Here is an 18,129-nt window from a genome sequence, read left to right as displayed (position 1 = left end):
GTTACCAATTACTCCCAATCCAAAAACCAAAGCCTTGCTTACCCCAAACTGAGTAATGAAACCTCAAATTCACCCCTAATAAACTAGGCACATTAGCAAAAAATCCACTGGCATACATAAGCTCAAAATCTTCATTATTGTACCAAACATCTCCCACATCAATAAAAGCTCCTGTTCTAACATCAAAAAAGCGTGTTAAAAAACCAACAAAACTATCTAAAGGATCAAAAAACTTTGCCCCAATAAAATCAAATAGTGGCAACCTTACATCTTCGCTAAAAATTGCATAATTCTGACCTTGTAAATCATCAAAATTAACACCTCTAAAAGATATATTTCCCCCAGCTAAATATACTTCTGGTAAAGCACCTTGACTGCTTCCTGCGCTCAACCTATGTGCCAAGCTAAATTTATTTAGTATTGAGTTGTAAAATCTAACATCCGCATTTCCACTGTAATAAGCAAGCCTTTGTTCAGTTAAATCTAAACCACTACTTAATCTAAAAAACACTCTACTTCCACTTATAGGACCATGTCTATCCCATAGTGTTACATCGTGATCATAAGTACTAGAGAGCTTTACAACATTAAAGCTTTTATTTTCAACGTCACTATCAACATAACTTAATGTGTCAGGTGTTGATTCACCATATACTTGCCTTTCTAATTCAGTTAAAATATTAAATGCTCTATAACGATCAAGATTAAACCGTTTGCTAAAGTTAATTCCATAATTTTGAATATTTTCTCTGTCATTATAAAAAACAGATGCAGAAGTGGCATTTCGTAAGTTTGAAACTCCAAATACAGCAAATTTATTTTCACCAAGTAAAATAAGATTTACAAATGCTCCCTTGTCACTAAATATATTATCCACATAACCATTTAAAAGGATCCTAAAGTTATTCCCATCATAGGCTGCCGCTGCTAACAAAGATTGCAGCTTATAAATATCTTTTGCTGGTTTGGAGGAGTTTTCAATAGGAAACGACTTTGGTGAAGTTAACTCTGGGCCAGAATATATAGATTCTTGATAAGGTAACAAATCAAAACGCATTCTTTTTAGATTTTCATTACTTGCATCCATCACAACGTGATGTTTTTTCAATGAAAACGCTAATGAATCTTGATTCTTATCTGAAACGTACTCTCTTACATTAATAACTTTACCATCATAAGATTGATAATAGAGTTTATTTTTAAAAAACTTAGGCTTAAACGCATGATTTTTAGAGGCTATCAACAAACTATTTTTATCTAAATCAACATCATATTGATAAATATTATATTTTTCATTGTTTGTAGATGCATAAAAAACTTTTTTACTATGTACATCAAAACCAAAACTATCACTGACTATCTTTTTATACTTATCATTATCAAATTGAAGAAGGTACAAATCATTTTCTAAGTTCACTACCCAAGATTGGTTATCATTTAAACTCTTAGCTTCAATAATATTTTTAAGCTGCCTTCTTTCCTTATTTTTCCAAACCCATGTTTCAGACTTTTCATAAGAAAAATTCTTTCCAGTAAAGACTAAGAAATCATCAATAAAAACAACTTGATCAAATGTTTTGAGTTTGCCTCTAATAGATATATCATAAAATTCTTCAGTCTTTTTATCATAATAATAAAGCTTATCGATCATCTCTGAGTTATTTTGAGACTTTGCATAAACAACAAAATCTCCAGTCTTTTTATTAATTGTTGCAAGAACAAGGTTATTGATAGAATGTTTTACTTTTTTTAAAACTGTTTTATCTTTTTTAAGTAAATGAATATTTAAATGTTTTTTATGGCTGGTTAAAATCATAAAGTCATTTGATTTTTTTAAAAAATCATACCCTATGATACTGCCATTTGGCTCATACTGTTTTGCAGTCCATCCTTTTTCCTCTGAAAAATCGTAAACAATAAAGTCAGATCCTACCAACATAGAAAATGAGTTTTGAGTTTCAGCAACTTTAAATCTTAAAACCTCATTACCTACTTTTATGGTTTTTTTTAGTTTATGATCATACAAAAAAATCTCATATGGACCATTTTTATTTTCAGATAAAGTCCACAAATAAGAGCCCCCCTCTAATTTTGCTACCCAAAAAATATCCTTTTTAAAATTTTCTAATCTTGACCCTCGCAACACTTCACAGTTATTTTTTTCCAAATCACATGAGTATAAATTTGTTATCGCTTTACTATTATTTTGTGACTTATCCTGCGTACTGAGTTTTTCATTAACAAGAACTAAAGCATCTGCTGTATCCTTAAACTCCCAAACTGAAATAATGACTTTATCTTTTAATATCTTACTTATTTTTTGATTAATTGATTTTGAAGACGAATCTTTTTGAATAACTGGATCATATATAGATTCAAGGGTATTTTTGTTAACCCTAAAATATAATATTTTATCTTCAAGTGACTGAATTCTTTTTTTATCATCGTTTATATTTGTGGCCTGAATAAACAATTCATTTTCAAAAGCAGCAATTTTTTGAACTTTAAATTTCTGATCATTGTGCTGAAGAAAAGTATTATTGTTACCAGTGGTAATTTTTTTATTTGAGTTGAATTCAACTTCAATTTCTGTAGTTTTTTCATCTAAATTTTTTGGAGAATATATATAGGCGTTATTTTCTGAAAAAACTGATATTGATTTTGAAGAATCAAAATTAATTTCATTATTAAGCATATCAAAGGGTTTAGGAAGTGGCATGTGCACAATATCGGAAACAAACCGATTATTCACATTTAACAACAATGATTCATTTTGAGACCAAACGGCTGTTTTTATACCTGAAGGATGATTTGTCAATTTTTGTTTGGCTCTAGTTAACGTGTTATACAAATATAAATTATGTGTTTCATCTTCATCTGATGAAAATATAATATTAGTTCCAGATATTGAATACCTAGGATTATTTTCTCTAATATCTGAAGTTTGCGTAATTGGTATTATTTTCTGAGTTTTTAAATCATATTCAAAAATATCTCTGTTATAATAAATTCTATCTTGAGAACGCTCCAATTCTTTAGAAAAAATTATTGTGTTTTTAGCAGCTGAGTAATCTAAATTTGAATAATGTGCAGAATCTTTTGTTATTTGTTCAAGTTTTTTCTCAATATAATTATATTGATAAATATTGCTAAAACCGTTTTTGATACCAATAAATACTACTTTGTTATCACCAACTATTACAGGTGAAAAAATCGATCTTATCTTCTGAAAACGAATTAAATGTGGTTTTTTATCAAACTTAAAACGTTTCTTTTTTTTATCAAATGTATAATTAAGTAATCTTATTTCATCATGAGACCCATTTTTTATTGAATAAACTAAACTAGATTCATTCAACCATGCCCCTTTTCTAAAATAATTCAATGATTCACTATTTAATTTTTTATCTGAAATTATTTTTTTCTTATGTACTTTACTCATTTCATCAATATAGTTAATGTATAAAGCATTACTAGAGCCATTTCCTTTACCACTGATAAAAAAGTTTTTATATGCATGTAAAACAACGGATCTCTTTTGTACTTTTAGAGCTTTGTCATATGGATTATTTTTTTTATATAAATACCCATATTTCATAGATAATGATGCTTGCACCATTCTATTGAGTTCTTGCAAAGACACTCCTAAAGATAATTTAATGTTTTCATTAAAATTCAAGGAAACTGAATTTTGATAAATTTTTTGCAAAGCTCTCTCACCGTACTTTTCACGAATAAAATTACAAATATAGTTGCCAATTTTATACATCAACCAAGTGCCACGAATTTGCCATAAATCATCAATATCAAAAAACAGATCATTTAAATACGCATCTCTAATAAATTGTTCCGCATCAGCATCCCAGTATATTGAATTAGTTTCAGCAGAACCTTCAATAAACCATAATGGTAAGTTTTTTGCTCCCTTAGCTATTTGATAGATATGCGTACCTTCATGTTTGGTCACATGTTCAAAAGTTGACATTTCACCTTCAAAGGGAAATACGGCTCTTTTCCATGAAAAAATTTCGGTTACACCTCCTAAGCCCTCTGGCACTGGACCACTTACAATATTTGTTTGTTCAAAATCTTTTCTTGACTGATAAATTATAATGGGAATCTTTTTTAAAAACTTATTTCTAACTGAAAAAATTTCGTTGTTACGTGCAAAATCATCTTCTAAAAATGCATGCGCTTTTTTAAATGAAGAGTAAGCATTTTTATCATAATAAAATACAAAGTGTTGAGACTCATATCTTTGCCAATCAAATTTTTTATACTGAGGTTTTTTAGGGCCCCAAGCAGAAAGTGGCATAAACATAATCCTATTTTCTCTTCCAGTCAGTGGAAATAAAAACTGAACAAATTGCTCAAAAAGATCCCCGCTACTGCCGTAGTAATATTCATGTTGATGCAAATGACTACTTGCATAACGTAAAACTTCATGTGAGTCATTGAACTGCAACTCATCTTTAAATAACTGGCGACGTTCTTGAAAATTTAAATAAGAATTTGATTTTGCAAATACTGATAAAGCCAGCAAAAAAGTTACAAATAAAAAAATGTCGACTGAACGTTTCATTTTCATTACTTAACCAACTTATCAATATTCCAATTCACGTTAAGCTGAGCTTTTTGACCTCTATCTGGGTATAAAATAAAATTATTTTCAACTCCAAATAAAAATAAATCTTTTGTTACTTCAACATCAGCCTTGCAGTAATCGATGACCTGATCTATTTTTCCTTCTTTAACCCACTGTAAACTTTGTAATCCATCAGCAGTTTTTTGCTTTTTTAAGGTAGTTTTTGCTAAGGCATCTAGTTTTAATCTTCTGCCTAATAGCATTTCAATATCCAATAATAAATCAAAGTTATTTAATCTATTGTAATTAAAATTATCATATGCCGTTAAAACTTTATAATCAAAATAGATATGATTAAAACCTACAATTAAATCCGCAGATTTTATGTGTTTGATCATTTCATGAACTTGGTCTTCTAAGTAAACATGGTATAGGTCGTCTTCAGAATCATATAAAACACCACATGCCATCCCCATATCTTTAATATTTGACCACCCGCCTACTTCTTCAGCTGATTTCTTGGTTTCTAAATCAAAATACAAAATTTTATACTGATTAGAATCTAATCCACTAAGCAATGACAACTGACTCATAACTCCCTCTCAAAATAACCATTAAAATCAGGTACTTAAATTTTTAATTATTATTTGATACACTTAATAATTTTATCTTTTCTTTAACATAAACATCATCAGAGTGCATATTTAAACACTTCTTGTAGGCATTTAAGGCATCTTCATTTTTACCCATTGCTAAGTGGATATCGGCTTTTAAACGTTGTAATAAATATCTATATCTTGGGTAATGATTAAATTCTGTATCAATGTTATCAACAGTAGAAAATGCTTCATCGTATCTTTTCATATAATAAAACGTTTGTGCTAAATAATAGTTCACTAAATCTCTATACTCTTGAGTCTCCAATGCTTTTAATAAAACCAATTCTGCTTTTTTATATTGATCAACTTTCAAGCTTTTTTCGGCTTCTATTAAATATTTCACAGCTATTTTTGCTTTTGCTTCACTTTCATTATGATACATCTGCTCTAAAACTACCTGTTCTTGTGCTTGATAAGCTTGTTTTGCTGGACGGCAGCCTATAAACAATAATAGCCCAGATATTACAATTATGCGTATTTTATTCATTGCTACATCTCCTGATTGAATAATTTGATAAAAAAACTTCTTCAAAATTATTACGTTTACTTTTAAATAAACTCCATCTACATGCTTTTTCTTTATCTATTTTTTTTATTTTTATTTTTTCTGCCGGCTTAAACGACTCACTTCTTACATAGGTTTCTATTTTTTTAATATAATTGAGCCATATCTGCAATGCTGAATTTGCCCCAGTCAAACTACTCTTGTGATCTCCTTCTAATCCAAACCATACAACTGTAATCAAATCCTTTGATAAACCTATAAACCAAGCATCTCTATTGTCATTACTGGTTCCAGTTTTTCCAGCATAGCTGTATTTTAAATTATATGCTTTTGAACTCTTACCTGTACCGTCTTTTAACACACCTTGCATTAAGCTTAAAATTTGGTAAGCAACCTCTTCTGAAATAAACTTTTTACTTTTTAACTGTCTTGACTGTATTGATTCCGCTTCATTTGTAACTTTTTGCACTAAACTCGGTGTTAATGCTGACCCAGAGTTTACAAACATACTATATAGTCCGGCCATTTGATATGGGTTAGACTCTAATGCACCTAATGCTAAAGCTGGAACTTCTTGGTATCCAGTAAAGCCATATTGTTTGGCCATTGCATAAATATCTTCAAAAGAATACTGCTGTATTAAATCTAAAAAACCTGAGTTCAAAGATTTTTCAACTACAGTTCTTAAACTAACTTTTCCAAAATATTGATTGGCATAGTTTTTAGGTTGCCACTCTTTTTCATCATATTTGATTGTTGTCTTTTTATCATTAAGTAAACGAGTATTAGAAATATACTTTTCAGAATCATTTTTATATTTTTCTACCATATAGGCTAAAATTAAAGGCTTAATTAAGGACCCAATAGGCCTTCTCATTTGATATACATGATTGTATTGATTTTGATTTCCTCCCCCTGTTAATACTGCTTTTATTGCGCCTGAAGTAGGATTAATGCTAATTGCACCCATTTGTAAATCTTCACTATTGAATTTTTGTTGGGTTAATATCTCTTTATATATTTTTTGACTTTGAATTCTAAGACTTTTTTGAAAAATAGGATCAATTGATGTGAATACTTTATAACCATTTTCTTTTAAATCTAATTCAGAAAAATGTTCATTTAATTCATATAAAACACTATTTTTTAATGATAAACTCTGCTCAAAAACTTCTCTCTTTTTAGCTAAGTATATTTTTTCATCTCTAGCATTAATGTACTGTTTTTGGTTTATAATTTTTTCATCAAATATTTTTTTTAAAACTAAATCTCTACGACTCAATGAACGTTCAAAATTATTAAATGGTGAATACCTCCCTGGAGAACTTATTAGTCCTACTAACATTGCTTGTTGAGATATAGATAAATTTTTTACACTATCATGAAAATAAAGCTGTGATGCTTCTTCAAAACCATGAATAGAAACCGTACCTACTTGACCTAAATAAATTTCATTAAGGTACATTTGAAAAATTTTTTCTTTACTGTACATTTTATCAACGATTAAAGCTAAAACCAATTCTTTCCATTTTCTCCAAAGAGTCTTTTTATGACTTAAAAAAAAGTTTTTCATAAGCTGTTGAGTTAGAGTACTTCCACCCTGTGCATATGATTTTTTAGTAATATTGGTAATCAAAGCTCTCAATACACCTTTAATACTTACTCCATGATGACTATAAAAACTTCTGTCCTCCATTGCTATAATAGATCGCTTTAAGGTTTCTGGAAACTCACCAAACTCTAAAATAGTTCGTTTCTCTCTCTTATCACCATAAAACTCACCTAATAATACTCTAGGCAGCTCAATATGATTTAATTCTTTTTCTAAACTCTGACTGACATCAACAATGCTATCTAAAAATTGTTTATCATTGAATTTGAATACTATTTTCTTCTTCGGTTGATGAAAGTACACAAGGACAGAATTGGTTGTCTTATTTTCATAAAAACGTGCATGTGCAATATCTTTTTGCTGTTTTACTTCTTTGTAAGATAAAAGCTTAAGATATTCCGTAATATAATCTTTTTTAAAATACTCCCCAGAATAAATTACGCTTTCATCAGAATAGACTTGTGAACTAATTTCCCATTGTAGTGGTTTTGAAAATTTATTAACAATCAGACGAAGAGATAGGTAGGTCTGAATAAAAACACCTAATACACCAACTAAAAAAATAAAAAGCAAGGTCCACTTAAAAGTATGAACCTTGCTTTTCTTTATTCGATTATTTTTTTTTAAACGAAATCGCTTATTTTGTTTTCGGATTTTTTTGTTCATCAACAATATCCAACAACTCTACTTCAAAAACCAAAACAGAGTTTGCAGGAATCTGTGGCCTTGGTACAGCTCCATATGCTAATTCAGCAGGGATATAAAAGATCGATTTACCTCCAACTTTCATGAGTTGTAAACCTTCAGTCCAACCTTTAATGACTCGGTTTACATTAAACTCAGCTGGTTGATTTCTTTTATAAGAACTATCAAACTCTGTTCCATCAATTAAAGTACCCTTATAGTGAACTTTAACTTTATCAGTTTCTTTTGGAGTTGCGCCGTTACCTTCAGTAACATGTTTATATTGCAGTCCAGAAGCTGTGGTTTTTACACCCTCTTGAGTTTTATTTTTTTCAAGGTATTCTGCACCAGCTTTGGCATTCATGACTTTTTCTTCTTCAATTTTTTTACGCTGATCTTCACGCATGGCCATCATTGTTTCTCTGATTTGCGCTTCAGTCATCTTAGCTTCTTTACCTGAAAGTTCATCTGAAATTGCTGCTGCAATAACGTTCACATCTAAATCAACTTTTTGTGATTTGAGTGTTCTTCCAACCTGTAAACCAATTGCATAACTTCTTTTGGCTTTATCAGTTGAAAGGTTTACATTTTTTGAAGCCTTACCCTTAATTTGATCGCAAGAGACAAGGCTAACCCCCAATAATATAATGAATGATAGTGTATTTATTTTTTTCATGATTGGGCCAACATAACAAAAAAAAACTATCCAGCAAAGTTTTCTTAATTACATAAACAATATGTATTTAACTCAAAGCATATCTGTAGATCTTTGTTTATGTTAAAAACTTGCTTTTGTTAAAAATTAAGGTCATCATTTCACCATGATCAACTTTCAACTTTCTCAAGAACAAGAACAACTTAAACAATTGGCCCGTGAATTTACTCAGAACGAGGTTATTCCTAAAGCGGCACATCATGATCAAACAGGAGAATTTCCTAAAGAAATCTTAAAAAAGGCCTGGGAAACCGGGCTTATGAATAACCAAATACCTGAATCATTGGGTGGACCTGGCCTAAGTGTGGTGGACGGTTGTATTATTGCTGAGGAAACTGGTGCCGGTTGCACGGGAATCACTACGGCCATGGAAGCCAATATGCTATCCAGTGCGCCTATCTTGGTAGGTGGAACTGAAGAACAAAAAAAACAGTTTCTCTCACCCTTAACCCAAGAGTTTATGTTTGCAGCATATTGTGTTACTGAACCTGCTGCTGGCTCAGACGTACAAGGTATTCAAACCACTGCGGTTAAAACCGGTTCAGATTATGTTATCAATGGTCAAAAAATGTGGATTACTTCTGGTTCAGTTGCCAGTTGGTACTTTGTTCTTGCCTATACTGATGTTAGCCAAGGTCATAAAGGCATGAGTGCATTTATTGTTCCTGCCGACACACCTGGCATTGAGGTGGGTAAAAAAGAAATTAATATGGGTCAACGTTGCTCCGATACGCGTGGCATTACTTTTAATGACGTAAAAATTCCTGAAAAATACAGAGTTGGGCAAGAAGGCCAAGGCTTCATGATTGCCATGGCGGCTTTTGACCATAGTAGACCTTTAGTAGCAGCTGGTGCGGTGGGTTTAGCCAGAGCCGCTATGGAATATGCTGTTGAGTACGCAAAACAAAGAACTAGCTTTAAAAAACCCATAGCTAAACATCAGGCTGTAGCCTTCATGATTGCAGATATGGCCAAAGACATTGAAGCCGCACGTTTGTTAACTTGGTTGGCCGCAAGTAAAATAGACAACAAGCAACGCAACACTTTAGAAGCTGCCTATGCTAAAGCCTTTGCCGCAGATACTGCAATGCGTGTTGCAACCGATGCCGTTCAGGTTTTTGGTGGTTATGGCTTTAATACGGAATACCCAGTTGAAAAACTCATGCGCGATGCAAAGATTTTCCAAATTTATGAAGGAACCAGCCAAATTCAAAGACTTATTATTGCCAAAGAAATTTTTGATAGAAAATAAAAAAAAAAGTTATATCCAAGATTTAAGTAAAAAAGTATTACCTAATAATAACCCTTTATAAAGTTGATTTTTCATAAACAACTCAACTTTTTGAACTTGCTCTTGCTGCACATAATTTTTAATTTAATCTTGGAAAATATCGATAATGGCCTGTGATTGAATATGCAAATAGTATGTTTTCTAACTTTACGCCTTGACCTATATTATGCACCACTAAAGGTACCCCGTCTTTGGATTTAAACTGACTAACAATACCAATATGAGGAATACTTTTTTTCTCACTTGCCAAGTTCCATGTAACAATATCCCCAGGTAAATAATCTGAACTGTTTTGGGTAATAGGGCGTGCTTTACCTTCTCTTTTAAAAAAAGTTTGTAGATTGGGAACTCGCCTATGATCAATGTTTTTATCAGCTTTTGTCAAGCCCCAATTTTTTTTAGAGGGATAACTTGAAAAATTTGCTGTCATATCTTCATGCACAAGTTTTTGTAAATCAATACCTAGTTTTCTCAAACTCCGAATCAAAACATCTGTACATACCCCATACTGTTTAGGGATATCACCCCCCGGATAGTCAATACTAAAATATTGACTGTTGTATTGTATATTTTTTTTAGTACGCTCAAATGCATAGCGCGCCAAATCATCCCCTTTAAAGTTTTGTGCATAAACGAATACACAAAGAAAAAAGACTGTCTTAACAATAAGTTTGAGTAAACTATTCATAACATAAGCTCTAACAGTTCTGAAAAATGATTCAATGTGTACAAACCTTCAACTTGTCCAAAACCATAATTTGCAGCAATAAATGAAACACCCGCTTTTTCGGCCGCAAATTTATCTCCTTGTGTATCGCCAATATAGATTGGATTTTGCAGATTATTTCTTTGAATAACAGCTTCAATATTTTTATATTTTTCTTGTCCCGTGTTTCCCCAACACTCAAAATCTTTAAAATAACTCTTTAAACCCGATATATTTAAAAAATTCTCTATATAACCAGACTCACAATTACTAACAATATACAATGGATACTGTTGACTTAAGGCATTGATCCCTTGCTCTACCCCATCATAAAGTAAACTATCTTCCATACTAATATGTGTATGATCAAAAACCTGTTGCGCTAAAATTTTCTTCTCTTCAAGAGTTGCCTTTGCAAACACTTTTTCTATATATTCATTATGTGGCAAGCCCATGGCACTGGCCACATCCTGTTGCTTGATGGGTGTAATATTAATTTTTTTATTTTGCAATTGGCGATTGATGGTTTGAGCACATGCAGCAGTGCTATCCCAAAGCGTTCCATCCAAATCAAAAATAAGACTATCAATACCATCAATCTTGCTCACAGCTACTCCTTAATCTTGCAAATTTACTGTTTACAATTTATACCTTGAACCATGGATTTAAACAAACAAGATATTGCCAATCAAATTGAACGTAGCAAAGACGACTTACTCAATGATTATAAAACAATCGTGGAGTCACCCTCTATCTCTGCCCTACAATCACATAAACCTTATATTAAAGAAACAGCAGAAATTGCCGTTAGACTGATTGAAAAACATGGCGGCCAAGCGCAAATTATTCCTACTTCAGGCAATCCAGTTGTTTATGGAAAGATAGAAAATGATCCACAAGCTGAGACCATTGCCATCTACAACCACCTAGATGTTCAACCCGCTGAAAAAGGCAAGGATGGTTGGACACGTGACCCTTTTGACTTTACCTTTGACAAGGGTCGCTTTTACTCAAGAGGAGCCACAGATGATAAAGGCCCCGCCATGACCGCATTATGGGCTGCAAGCATTGCTAAAACATTAGGTGCAAAAACCAATGTGGAGTTTATATGGGAGCTAGAAGAAGAAATTGGTAGTCCAAACTTTGAAGATTTTCTCAATAAAAAAGTAGTCACCGCTGATAACATTGTAATTTCTGATACCATCTGGGCTTCTGATACTCAACCTGCCATGAGCATGTCCTTACGCGGCAATGTGGCGGCTATTGTTAAATTGGAAGTAGGCACAAAAGATGTTCACTCTGGTATGGCTGGTGGTCCAGCCAGAAACCCTTTGTCTGAATTATCTGAGCTTATTGCTAAATGTGTGGATAAACAGGGCAACATCACCATTCCAGGCTTTGAAGACACATGGACCCCTATCTCTGAACAGGAAAAAGCTGGTTACATTCAATCTGGATTTTCAATTGACTATTTTAAGCGGGCACATGGCTTAACCAGCCTACGCTCTAATGATCCTTTAGATATCATGGAAGCCGTTTGGGCCAAACCCACTTTTGAAGTGCATGGTATTGTTGGTGGCTATCAAGGTGAAGGCGTAAAAACTGTTGTTCCCCCACGTGCAGAAGCCAAAATAAGTTTTAGAGTGGTTCCAGGCCAAGATCCTGACAAAGTGTATGATTTATTTGCGGCTTACGCCAAACAAATTATTCCTGATTGTACTTTGGAAAAAGAAAGAGCCGCACAACCCTTTAGCTGTAATTTAGAAACTCCTTTAATTCCAAAAATTGAAGACGCCATTGAGTTTGGTTTTGGTAAACGCCCTGTTAAAATAAGGGAAGGTGGATCTATTGGTGCAATTGTTAGTATGCAGAATATTATTCAAAAACCAATTGGCTTTTTAGGCATTAGCTTGCCTGAAGATAGCTACCATGGACCAGATGAATCGTTTGCTTGGCAGCAAATGCAAGGGGGCGTTTACGCTTTTACCCATTTATTTTGCAAATAAAATTTTTAAGGTTTTTTTTGCAGTTAAATAAAGCAGAAGGCCGCCGTCAATAGAATTTTTCAAGCTATTATTTACTGCATTGATCCGTCAACAGCTCTATTTTTTGGTATGATTTCATCAACATCAAACCATCATAACCTTCTGTAAATCCCTCGTTTGGTCTTGGACCTCTGTAAGCAGTAAGTTCAACATAAACTTCTTGGTAAGGTTCTTTTGCATCTTTGGTTAATTTTACGTACTCTTCCTCTAGCTTAGTGATAGGCTCACTATAATCCAAATAGTAGGCCAACCAATATTTTTTAGTATCCTTACATGCCTGAAATGAGCTGACTTCATGACCATAAATATATTTTCCTTTAAAAACTTCAAAAGAGTCTTCAATTGATTTTTGGAGCTCACTCTGAGATGTCGTATTTTCCTTTTTTTGAAAAAAACCTGTAATACGATCACATGAGTTTAATAAAAAAACCATGGAAATCATAAAAGTAATTTTAATAAAATTTTGTTGCATGCCTTCTCCTTAAAAAAACTTATGCTAGCGTCACCTGTTTACAAAGATACACATCTTGAATGGCGTTGAGCAATTTAACACCCTCATCCATAGGTTTTTGAAAAGCTTTTCTCCCACTAATCAATCCCATACCACCCGCTCTTTTATTGATCACTGCTGTTTTAACCGCATCATGAAGATCATTTTTACCAGATGCACCCCCAGAGTTAATTAAACCTGCTCTTCCCATATAACAGTTGGCCACTTGGTAACGGGTTAAATCAATGGGATGATCTGAACTCAGTTGATCGTATACTATCGGTGATGTCTTACCAAATTTAATAGCATTGTAACCACCATTGTTTTCTGGCATTTTTTGTTTGATGATATCCGCTTGAATAGTAACCCCTAAATGATTGGCTTGTGCAGTTAAATCTGCTGCCACATGATAGTCTTTATCTTTTTTAAATTCATTGTTACGCAAGTAACACCATAAAACTGTAAACATACCCAACTCATGGGCCATAGCAAAAGCCTCAGAGACTTCAACAATCTGCCGATTAGAATCTTCTGAACCAAAATAAATAGTAGCACCTATACCTGCGCAGCCCATAGTGTAAGCTTGTTCTATGTCTGCAAACATAATTTGTTCATATCTATTGGGATAAGACAACAGTTCATTATGATTGATCTTCAAAATAAATGGAATTTTATGCGCATATTTGCGCGCAACCGCACCTAACACGCCACTGGTTGTTGCTACCGCATTGCAGCCCCCCTCAATAGCCAGTTTAACAATATTCTCAGGATCAAAATAAATGGGATTGGGCGCAAAAGAAGCCCCTGCTGAGTGCTCTATGCCCTGATCAACAGGTAATATAGAAATATAACCACTATTACTTAAACGACCATGATCATACATACTTTGCAAGTTTCGCAAAACATTGATTGGACGATCAGAAACACTCCAGACCTGATTAATAAAGTCTGGATTGGGATGATGCAATAGGCTTTTATCTATTGTTTTGCACTCATGCTCTAATAAGTGACTGTCATTTTGTAAAATATCTTGAATACTGGCTATTAAACTCATGTTTACTTCATATCAAACTGTGCATAACTGCAAAAGATTTTTTTAATTGTCTACACTCAAGGTTTATTGGCAAACTACTATTTTTCCTTTTTGCGCTTGGTAATATTTTATGCTCTTAGTCATAAGTCTGATATAACTTTTCGGATGCAAAAAGGTGACCAGGTCAAAGACATTTCAATTGAAACTTTATCTTATGGTGGAGAAGGTATTTCAAAGCAAGAAGGTAGAGCACATATTTTTGTTCCATTTTCAGCGCCCGGTGATAAGCTTAACGTTATCATTGACGATGTTCAAAAAAATCATGTCCATGCTATCATTGATAATATTCATACACCTTCAAAACTCAGGAAAAATCCAAACTGTACATATTTTTCTCAATGTGGTGGTTGCCACTATCAACATTTAGATAAACATCTTCAGGATGAAACCAAAGAAAAACAGGTTAAAGAGAGTCTAGAAAAAATATCTAATTTAAACGACATCAACATTACACCTATAACCACTGACAAACCTTTTCATTATCGAAATAAAGTCACATTACATGTTCATCAAGGCCAAGAGTTAGGCTATATGGATATTAACAACAACTTTTTAGCCATTGATCAATGTCCTATCGCTTCGCATAATATTAATCAATTAATTACCCCTCTTAAATTGGCTTTAGCCAATAACGCATGCCCGGAACTTCTTTATATTACTTTGCGATCTTCAAATCGTGGTGAGGCTATTATCTTTAGTTTTAGTGACACCTACACCGTAGAACAAGCTGCGCAATGGGTACAAACCAAATGTAAAGTCAATCCAAAAACAAGTCTCTATTTATGCTTAATCAACAAAGAAAAACATTTTTCTCCCTTTAGCAATGATATGATTCATTTAGATGGTCCAGAAAAAATCAATGAAAGTATCCTCAATAAAAGCATAAATATTTGGCCTTTTATTTTTTGGCAGAACAATCCAGACATTGCCCAAAGCATGGCCAACAAAATTGTTAGTTGGGCAAAGAATAATAAAATCAAAAAAAATCTGGACCTCTATTGTGGAGCCGGTTTATTTAGTTTTGCCTTAGCTCAAAACAAAATTTATAGTTTAGGGGTTGAAGTCAATGAAGACGCTGTTGATTGTGCTAAAGAGCATGCTTTAAATACCGGTTTAAGTAAATATTCTTTCTTTGTTGCAAACAAAGTCAATAAAGCTCTAGAAACAATACTTGAAAATGATGAATGTTTTGATGCCATAACCCTTGATCCTCCACGCAAAGGTTTAGATAAAGATATTTTCAAACAAATTGAACAGTTAAATACCCAACATATTGCTTATATCTCATGTAACCCTACAACCTTTGCTAGAGATGCTAAACACTTGACGGATATGGGTTATCAATTAAAGCAAGTAGATCCATTGGATATGTTTCCACAAACATACCATATAGAATTAATCGCTTACTTTGAAAAATCACCCTCGCAATAATAAATCGCAAAGTTTTTCTCATTGTAAAAAAATATTTTTATAGTTCTGATGCTTTACTGAATAATTTTTTAAATCTTGATTGTATTTGTCATCAAAAAAATAGTGAAAATTACATCTTGATTGCGGTTCAAAACCTCTAATTATTTTATGTAAGTTAGCAAACCCTATTTCTATGCTATTAAGATTATGTTTAATTGCATAGTCTATCAGCAAATAATACATAACTTCAAAATGAACATAGTCATGATCAAAAAGACTTCCCCAAAAACGACCACATAACATGTTCTCATGCAGGAAAGACCATGATACAGCAACGGTTTTTTTATCTTTTGTTAAAAAATTCAAAACAATATGATTGGGACTTTTTAGCCATGCTTGATAAAAAAACTGTTTGTTTAATTTAGACATGATCCAGTTTTTTCTATAATGGGTTAATTCAAACAATTGCCAAAATAAATCAATATGACTTTTTTTTAGTTCATTGCCTGTAACACTATGGCTCAGGTAACCTTTATCTTCTATATGAGTTCTTTCTTTTTTGATTTGGCAACGGTATTTAGATTTAAGTTTGTTTAAAAAATCATCAAAGTTTTTATAACTTTTATTATACCAATAACACAGTTGTTTTTGTGAGCTAAAAAAACCTATATTTTTAAGAATTTTATAATCTTGTTGCTTTGGTAAAGTGACATGTATCGAATTATATTTTTTATGTTTTGCCCAAGCTAAAAGCAAAGAATACATTTTTATTGTATTGCGCTCATTCATCATATTATTAAAGATTAGTTTATCCCCCTCAATAGGAACATAAGGTAAACAAAGTTGTATTTTGGGATAGTATATATTTTTTGTTACTTTTTCATAATGATTAAGACAAAAATCATCATGTGAAAAATCATCATTTGAAAAATGTCTTATAAAAAAAGGTGTAATCGCATCGTTTTTATTGGAGTAAGGTTTTAAACTTTTTAGACTCTTACATTGTATGATTTTAGAGTGCTTATCTCCAACTATCAGCAAATGTAAAAACCAATCATTTTTTTGATTTATACAACCAGACTCATTTAATATTTCATAATATTTCAATGTATTAAAATAGGATGAGAAACGATTTTCTTGCATGATACTGAGCTCCTTAATTTATAAGGTTTTATTGGCGCTCAGCGCAAAAGCAGTCTGCTTAAATTAACACTCTATTTTTTTTTAAGATTATGCAAGATAAAATGATTGACATGATATTTTTTTTTGATATCAATTGAGTAAGCTGATCGCTTAGTCCAAATAGACTTTTACCCTATAAAATTTTAAATCTGAGGACAGACACATGCATCACGATATTGTTGTTGTTAAGTTAGGTGAATCTAGCTTAGGTAAAAGCAAAGACCTAAAAAACACATTGCCAAAAATTATTGATTTCTTAAGCCACTTACAAAAGCAGAATAAACAAATCATTCTCCTTGCTTCAGCCTTATCTGGGCATAGTAGAAAAATTAAAAAAATTGTTGAGAACCTTAGTCCAAATCATCAAAATGATTACAACAATGTTTTTTGTCATGCAGAGTTTTTTTCATGCAATCTCATTGAAACTTATATTAATCAAAGTCAGCTAAAATCCAAAGCATTGATTTTTGAGCAAACACCTATACACCTGCAGAAAAATAACAATGAATGGGAAATCGATACAATTAATCAAAATCTTATATCACAGTGTTTAACTAAAAACATAATACCTATCATCCCTGGCTTCATTGGCCACTCAAAACAATGTGGCTATCAAGCCATGAGCTTTGATTGCTCGGATGTAAGCGCGGTTCATCTTGCACATCTTTATAATGCTGAACAATGTATTTTTTTAAAAAACCCTGGTCCCTTATACATTTGCAATCCTAAGATGGTCAAAGAAGCAAAAATAATATCTAATCTAGATTACGAACAATTAAAATTATTCTCTAAAAATACCAGCCCTGTTATTCATGAAAAAGCGATACAATATGCCCAAGACCATCAAATAAAACTTTTTCTCACCTCCCCCGTTAAAAAAAATCTAACAACTGAAATTCACACCAATCTTAGCAACAATCAATCTCTTATTGGTATTTTATACCAGCAACAAATCAATGGTTTGTACAAAATTATTGTTGTAGGTAATCCTAACAACAAACCTAAAGAAACCTTTAAAGTCTTACAGAAAAACACAAACCTTTCACACATTAAGTTTATTTTTCACAAACATAGTACAGAGATTCATGATCTAACAAAATCTGATCTCAAACAACACTTAAATTTTTTGTACCAACAGCTATCTTAGTAGCC

Annotated in this window: 14 protein-coding genes; 4 read left to right on the top strand and 10 right to left on the bottom strand. The window is 32.3% G+C overall.

Annotation, left to right across the window (positions count from 1 at the left end; all coding sequences use genetic code 11):
• Position 1 precedes the first annotated feature (1 nt).
• Genes PKC21_00840 through PKC21_00820 form a run of 5 tightly spaced genes read right to left on the bottom strand, consistent with a single transcriptional unit; the run spans position 2 to position 8,721 of the window.
• Positions 2-4,582, bottom strand: coding sequence for a hypothetical protein (locus PKC21_00840; GenBank protein ID HMR23875.1), 4,581 nt, complete (start codon positions 4,580-4,582; stop codon positions 2-4).
• 5 nt (positions 4,583-4,587) lie between these two features.
• Positions 4,588-5,178 (bottom strand): DEAD/DEAH box helicase, encoded by a 591-nt coding sequence (locus tag PKC21_00835; protein HMR23874.1) that lies wholly within the window; start codon positions 5,176-5,178, stop codon positions 4,588-4,590.
• 43 nt (positions 5,179-5,221) lie between these two features.
• On the bottom strand, positions 5,222-5,731 hold the full coding sequence (locus PKC21_00830) for a tetratricopeptide repeat protein (GenBank protein ID HMR23873.1): 510 nt from the start codon (positions 5,729-5,731) through the stop codon (positions 5,222-5,224).
• Complete coding sequence (locus PKC21_00825) at positions 5,724-8,027, bottom strand: transglycosylase domain-containing protein (protein ID HMR23872.1); 2,304 nt, start codon at positions 8,025-8,027, stop codon at positions 5,724-5,726. Before PKC21_00825 ends, PKC21_00830 begins: the two co-directional genes overlap by 8 nt.
• Positions 7,999-8,721 (bottom strand): FKBP-type peptidyl-prolyl cis-trans isomerase, encoded by a 723-nt coding sequence (locus PKC21_00820; GenBank protein ID HMR23871.1) that lies wholly within the window; start codon positions 8,719-8,721, stop codon positions 7,999-8,001. Before PKC21_00820 ends, PKC21_00825 begins: the two co-directional genes overlap by 29 nt.
• Before the next feature lie 148 nt (positions 8,722-8,869).
• Here PKC21_00820 and PKC21_00815 point away from each other — a divergent pair, with 148 nt between their 5' ends.
• Positions 8,870-10,012: an acyl-CoA dehydrogenase family protein gene (locus tag PKC21_00815; protein ID HMR23870.1), complete on the top strand. Its 1,143-nt coding sequence runs from the start codon at positions 8,870-8,872 to the stop codon at positions 10,010-10,012.
• Between the two features lie 118 nt (positions 10,013-10,130).
• Here PKC21_00815 and PKC21_00810 read toward each other — a convergent pair whose 3' ends face one another.
• Together PKC21_00810 and PKC21_00805 are read right to left on the bottom strand one after the other, a co-directional pair.
• The gene (locus tag PKC21_00810) at positions 10,131-10,739 is read right to left on the bottom strand and encodes a DUF1287 domain-containing protein (GenBank protein HMR23869.1); all 609 of its coding nucleotides are present in this window, start codon (positions 10,737-10,739) and stop codon (positions 10,131-10,133) included.
• Entirely contained in the window at positions 10,736-11,365 is a 630-nt protein-coding gene (locus PKC21_00805) for an HAD family hydrolase (protein ID HMR23868.1), read from the bottom strand. The genes PKC21_00810 and PKC21_00805 overlap by 4 nt, the downstream gene beginning before the upstream one ends.
• Before the next feature lie 51 nt (positions 11,366-11,416).
• Between PKC21_00805 and PKC21_00800 the strand changes: the two genes are divergently transcribed.
• Positions 11,417-12,763, top strand: a complete 1,347-nt coding sequence (locus PKC21_00800) for a M20/M25/M40 family metallo-hydrolase (GenBank protein HMR23867.1) — start codon at positions 11,417-11,419, stop codon at positions 12,761-12,763.
• Positions 12,764-12,830: 67 nt separating this feature from the next.
• On the opposite strand, the gene PKC21_00795 is transcribed toward PKC21_00800, so the two are convergent.
• Together PKC21_00795 and PKC21_00790 are read right to left on the bottom strand one after the other, a co-directional pair.
• Positions 12,831-13,274, bottom strand: a complete 444-nt coding sequence (locus PKC21_00795; GenBank protein HMR23866.1) for a hypothetical protein — start codon at positions 13,272-13,274, stop codon at positions 12,831-12,833.
• A 19-nt stretch (positions 13,275-13,293) separates the two neighbouring features.
• Positions 13,294-14,346: a class I fructose-bisphosphate aldolase gene (locus PKC21_00790; GenBank protein ID HMR23865.1), complete on the bottom strand. Its 1,053-nt coding sequence runs from the start codon at positions 14,344-14,346 to the stop codon at positions 13,294-13,296.
• A gap of 144 nt (positions 14,347-14,490) precedes the next feature.
• Here PKC21_00790 and rlmD point away from each other — a divergent pair, with 144 nt between their 5' ends.
• Positions 14,491-15,816, top strand: coding sequence for a 23S rRNA (uracil(1939)-C(5))-methyltransferase RlmD (gene rlmD / locus PKC21_00785; GenBank protein HMR23864.1), 1,326 nt, complete (start codon positions 14,491-14,493; stop codon positions 15,814-15,816).
• Between the two features lie 18 nt (positions 15,817-15,834).
• On the opposite strand, the gene PKC21_00780 is transcribed toward rlmD, so the two are convergent.
• Positions 15,835-16,938, bottom strand: coding sequence for a GNAT family N-acetyltransferase (locus tag PKC21_00780; protein HMR23863.1), 1,104 nt, complete (start codon positions 16,936-16,938; stop codon positions 15,835-15,837).
• 202 nt (positions 16,939-17,140) lie between these two features.
• Between PKC21_00780 and PKC21_00775 the strand changes: the two genes are divergently transcribed.
• Positions 17,141-18,124, top strand: a complete 984-nt coding sequence (locus tag PKC21_00775) for a hypothetical protein (protein ID HMR23862.1) — start codon at positions 17,141-17,143, stop codon at positions 18,122-18,124.
• The last annotated feature ends 5 nt before the right edge of the window (positions 18,125-18,129 follow it).

This window comes from Oligoflexia bacterium, from assembly GCA_035326705.1.
In the GTDB taxonomy this organism is placed as follows: domain Bacteria; phylum Bdellovibrionota_G; class JALEGL01; order JALEGL01; family JALEGL01; genus JALEGL01.
This window is presented reverse-complemented; position numbering and strand designations above follow the sequence as displayed.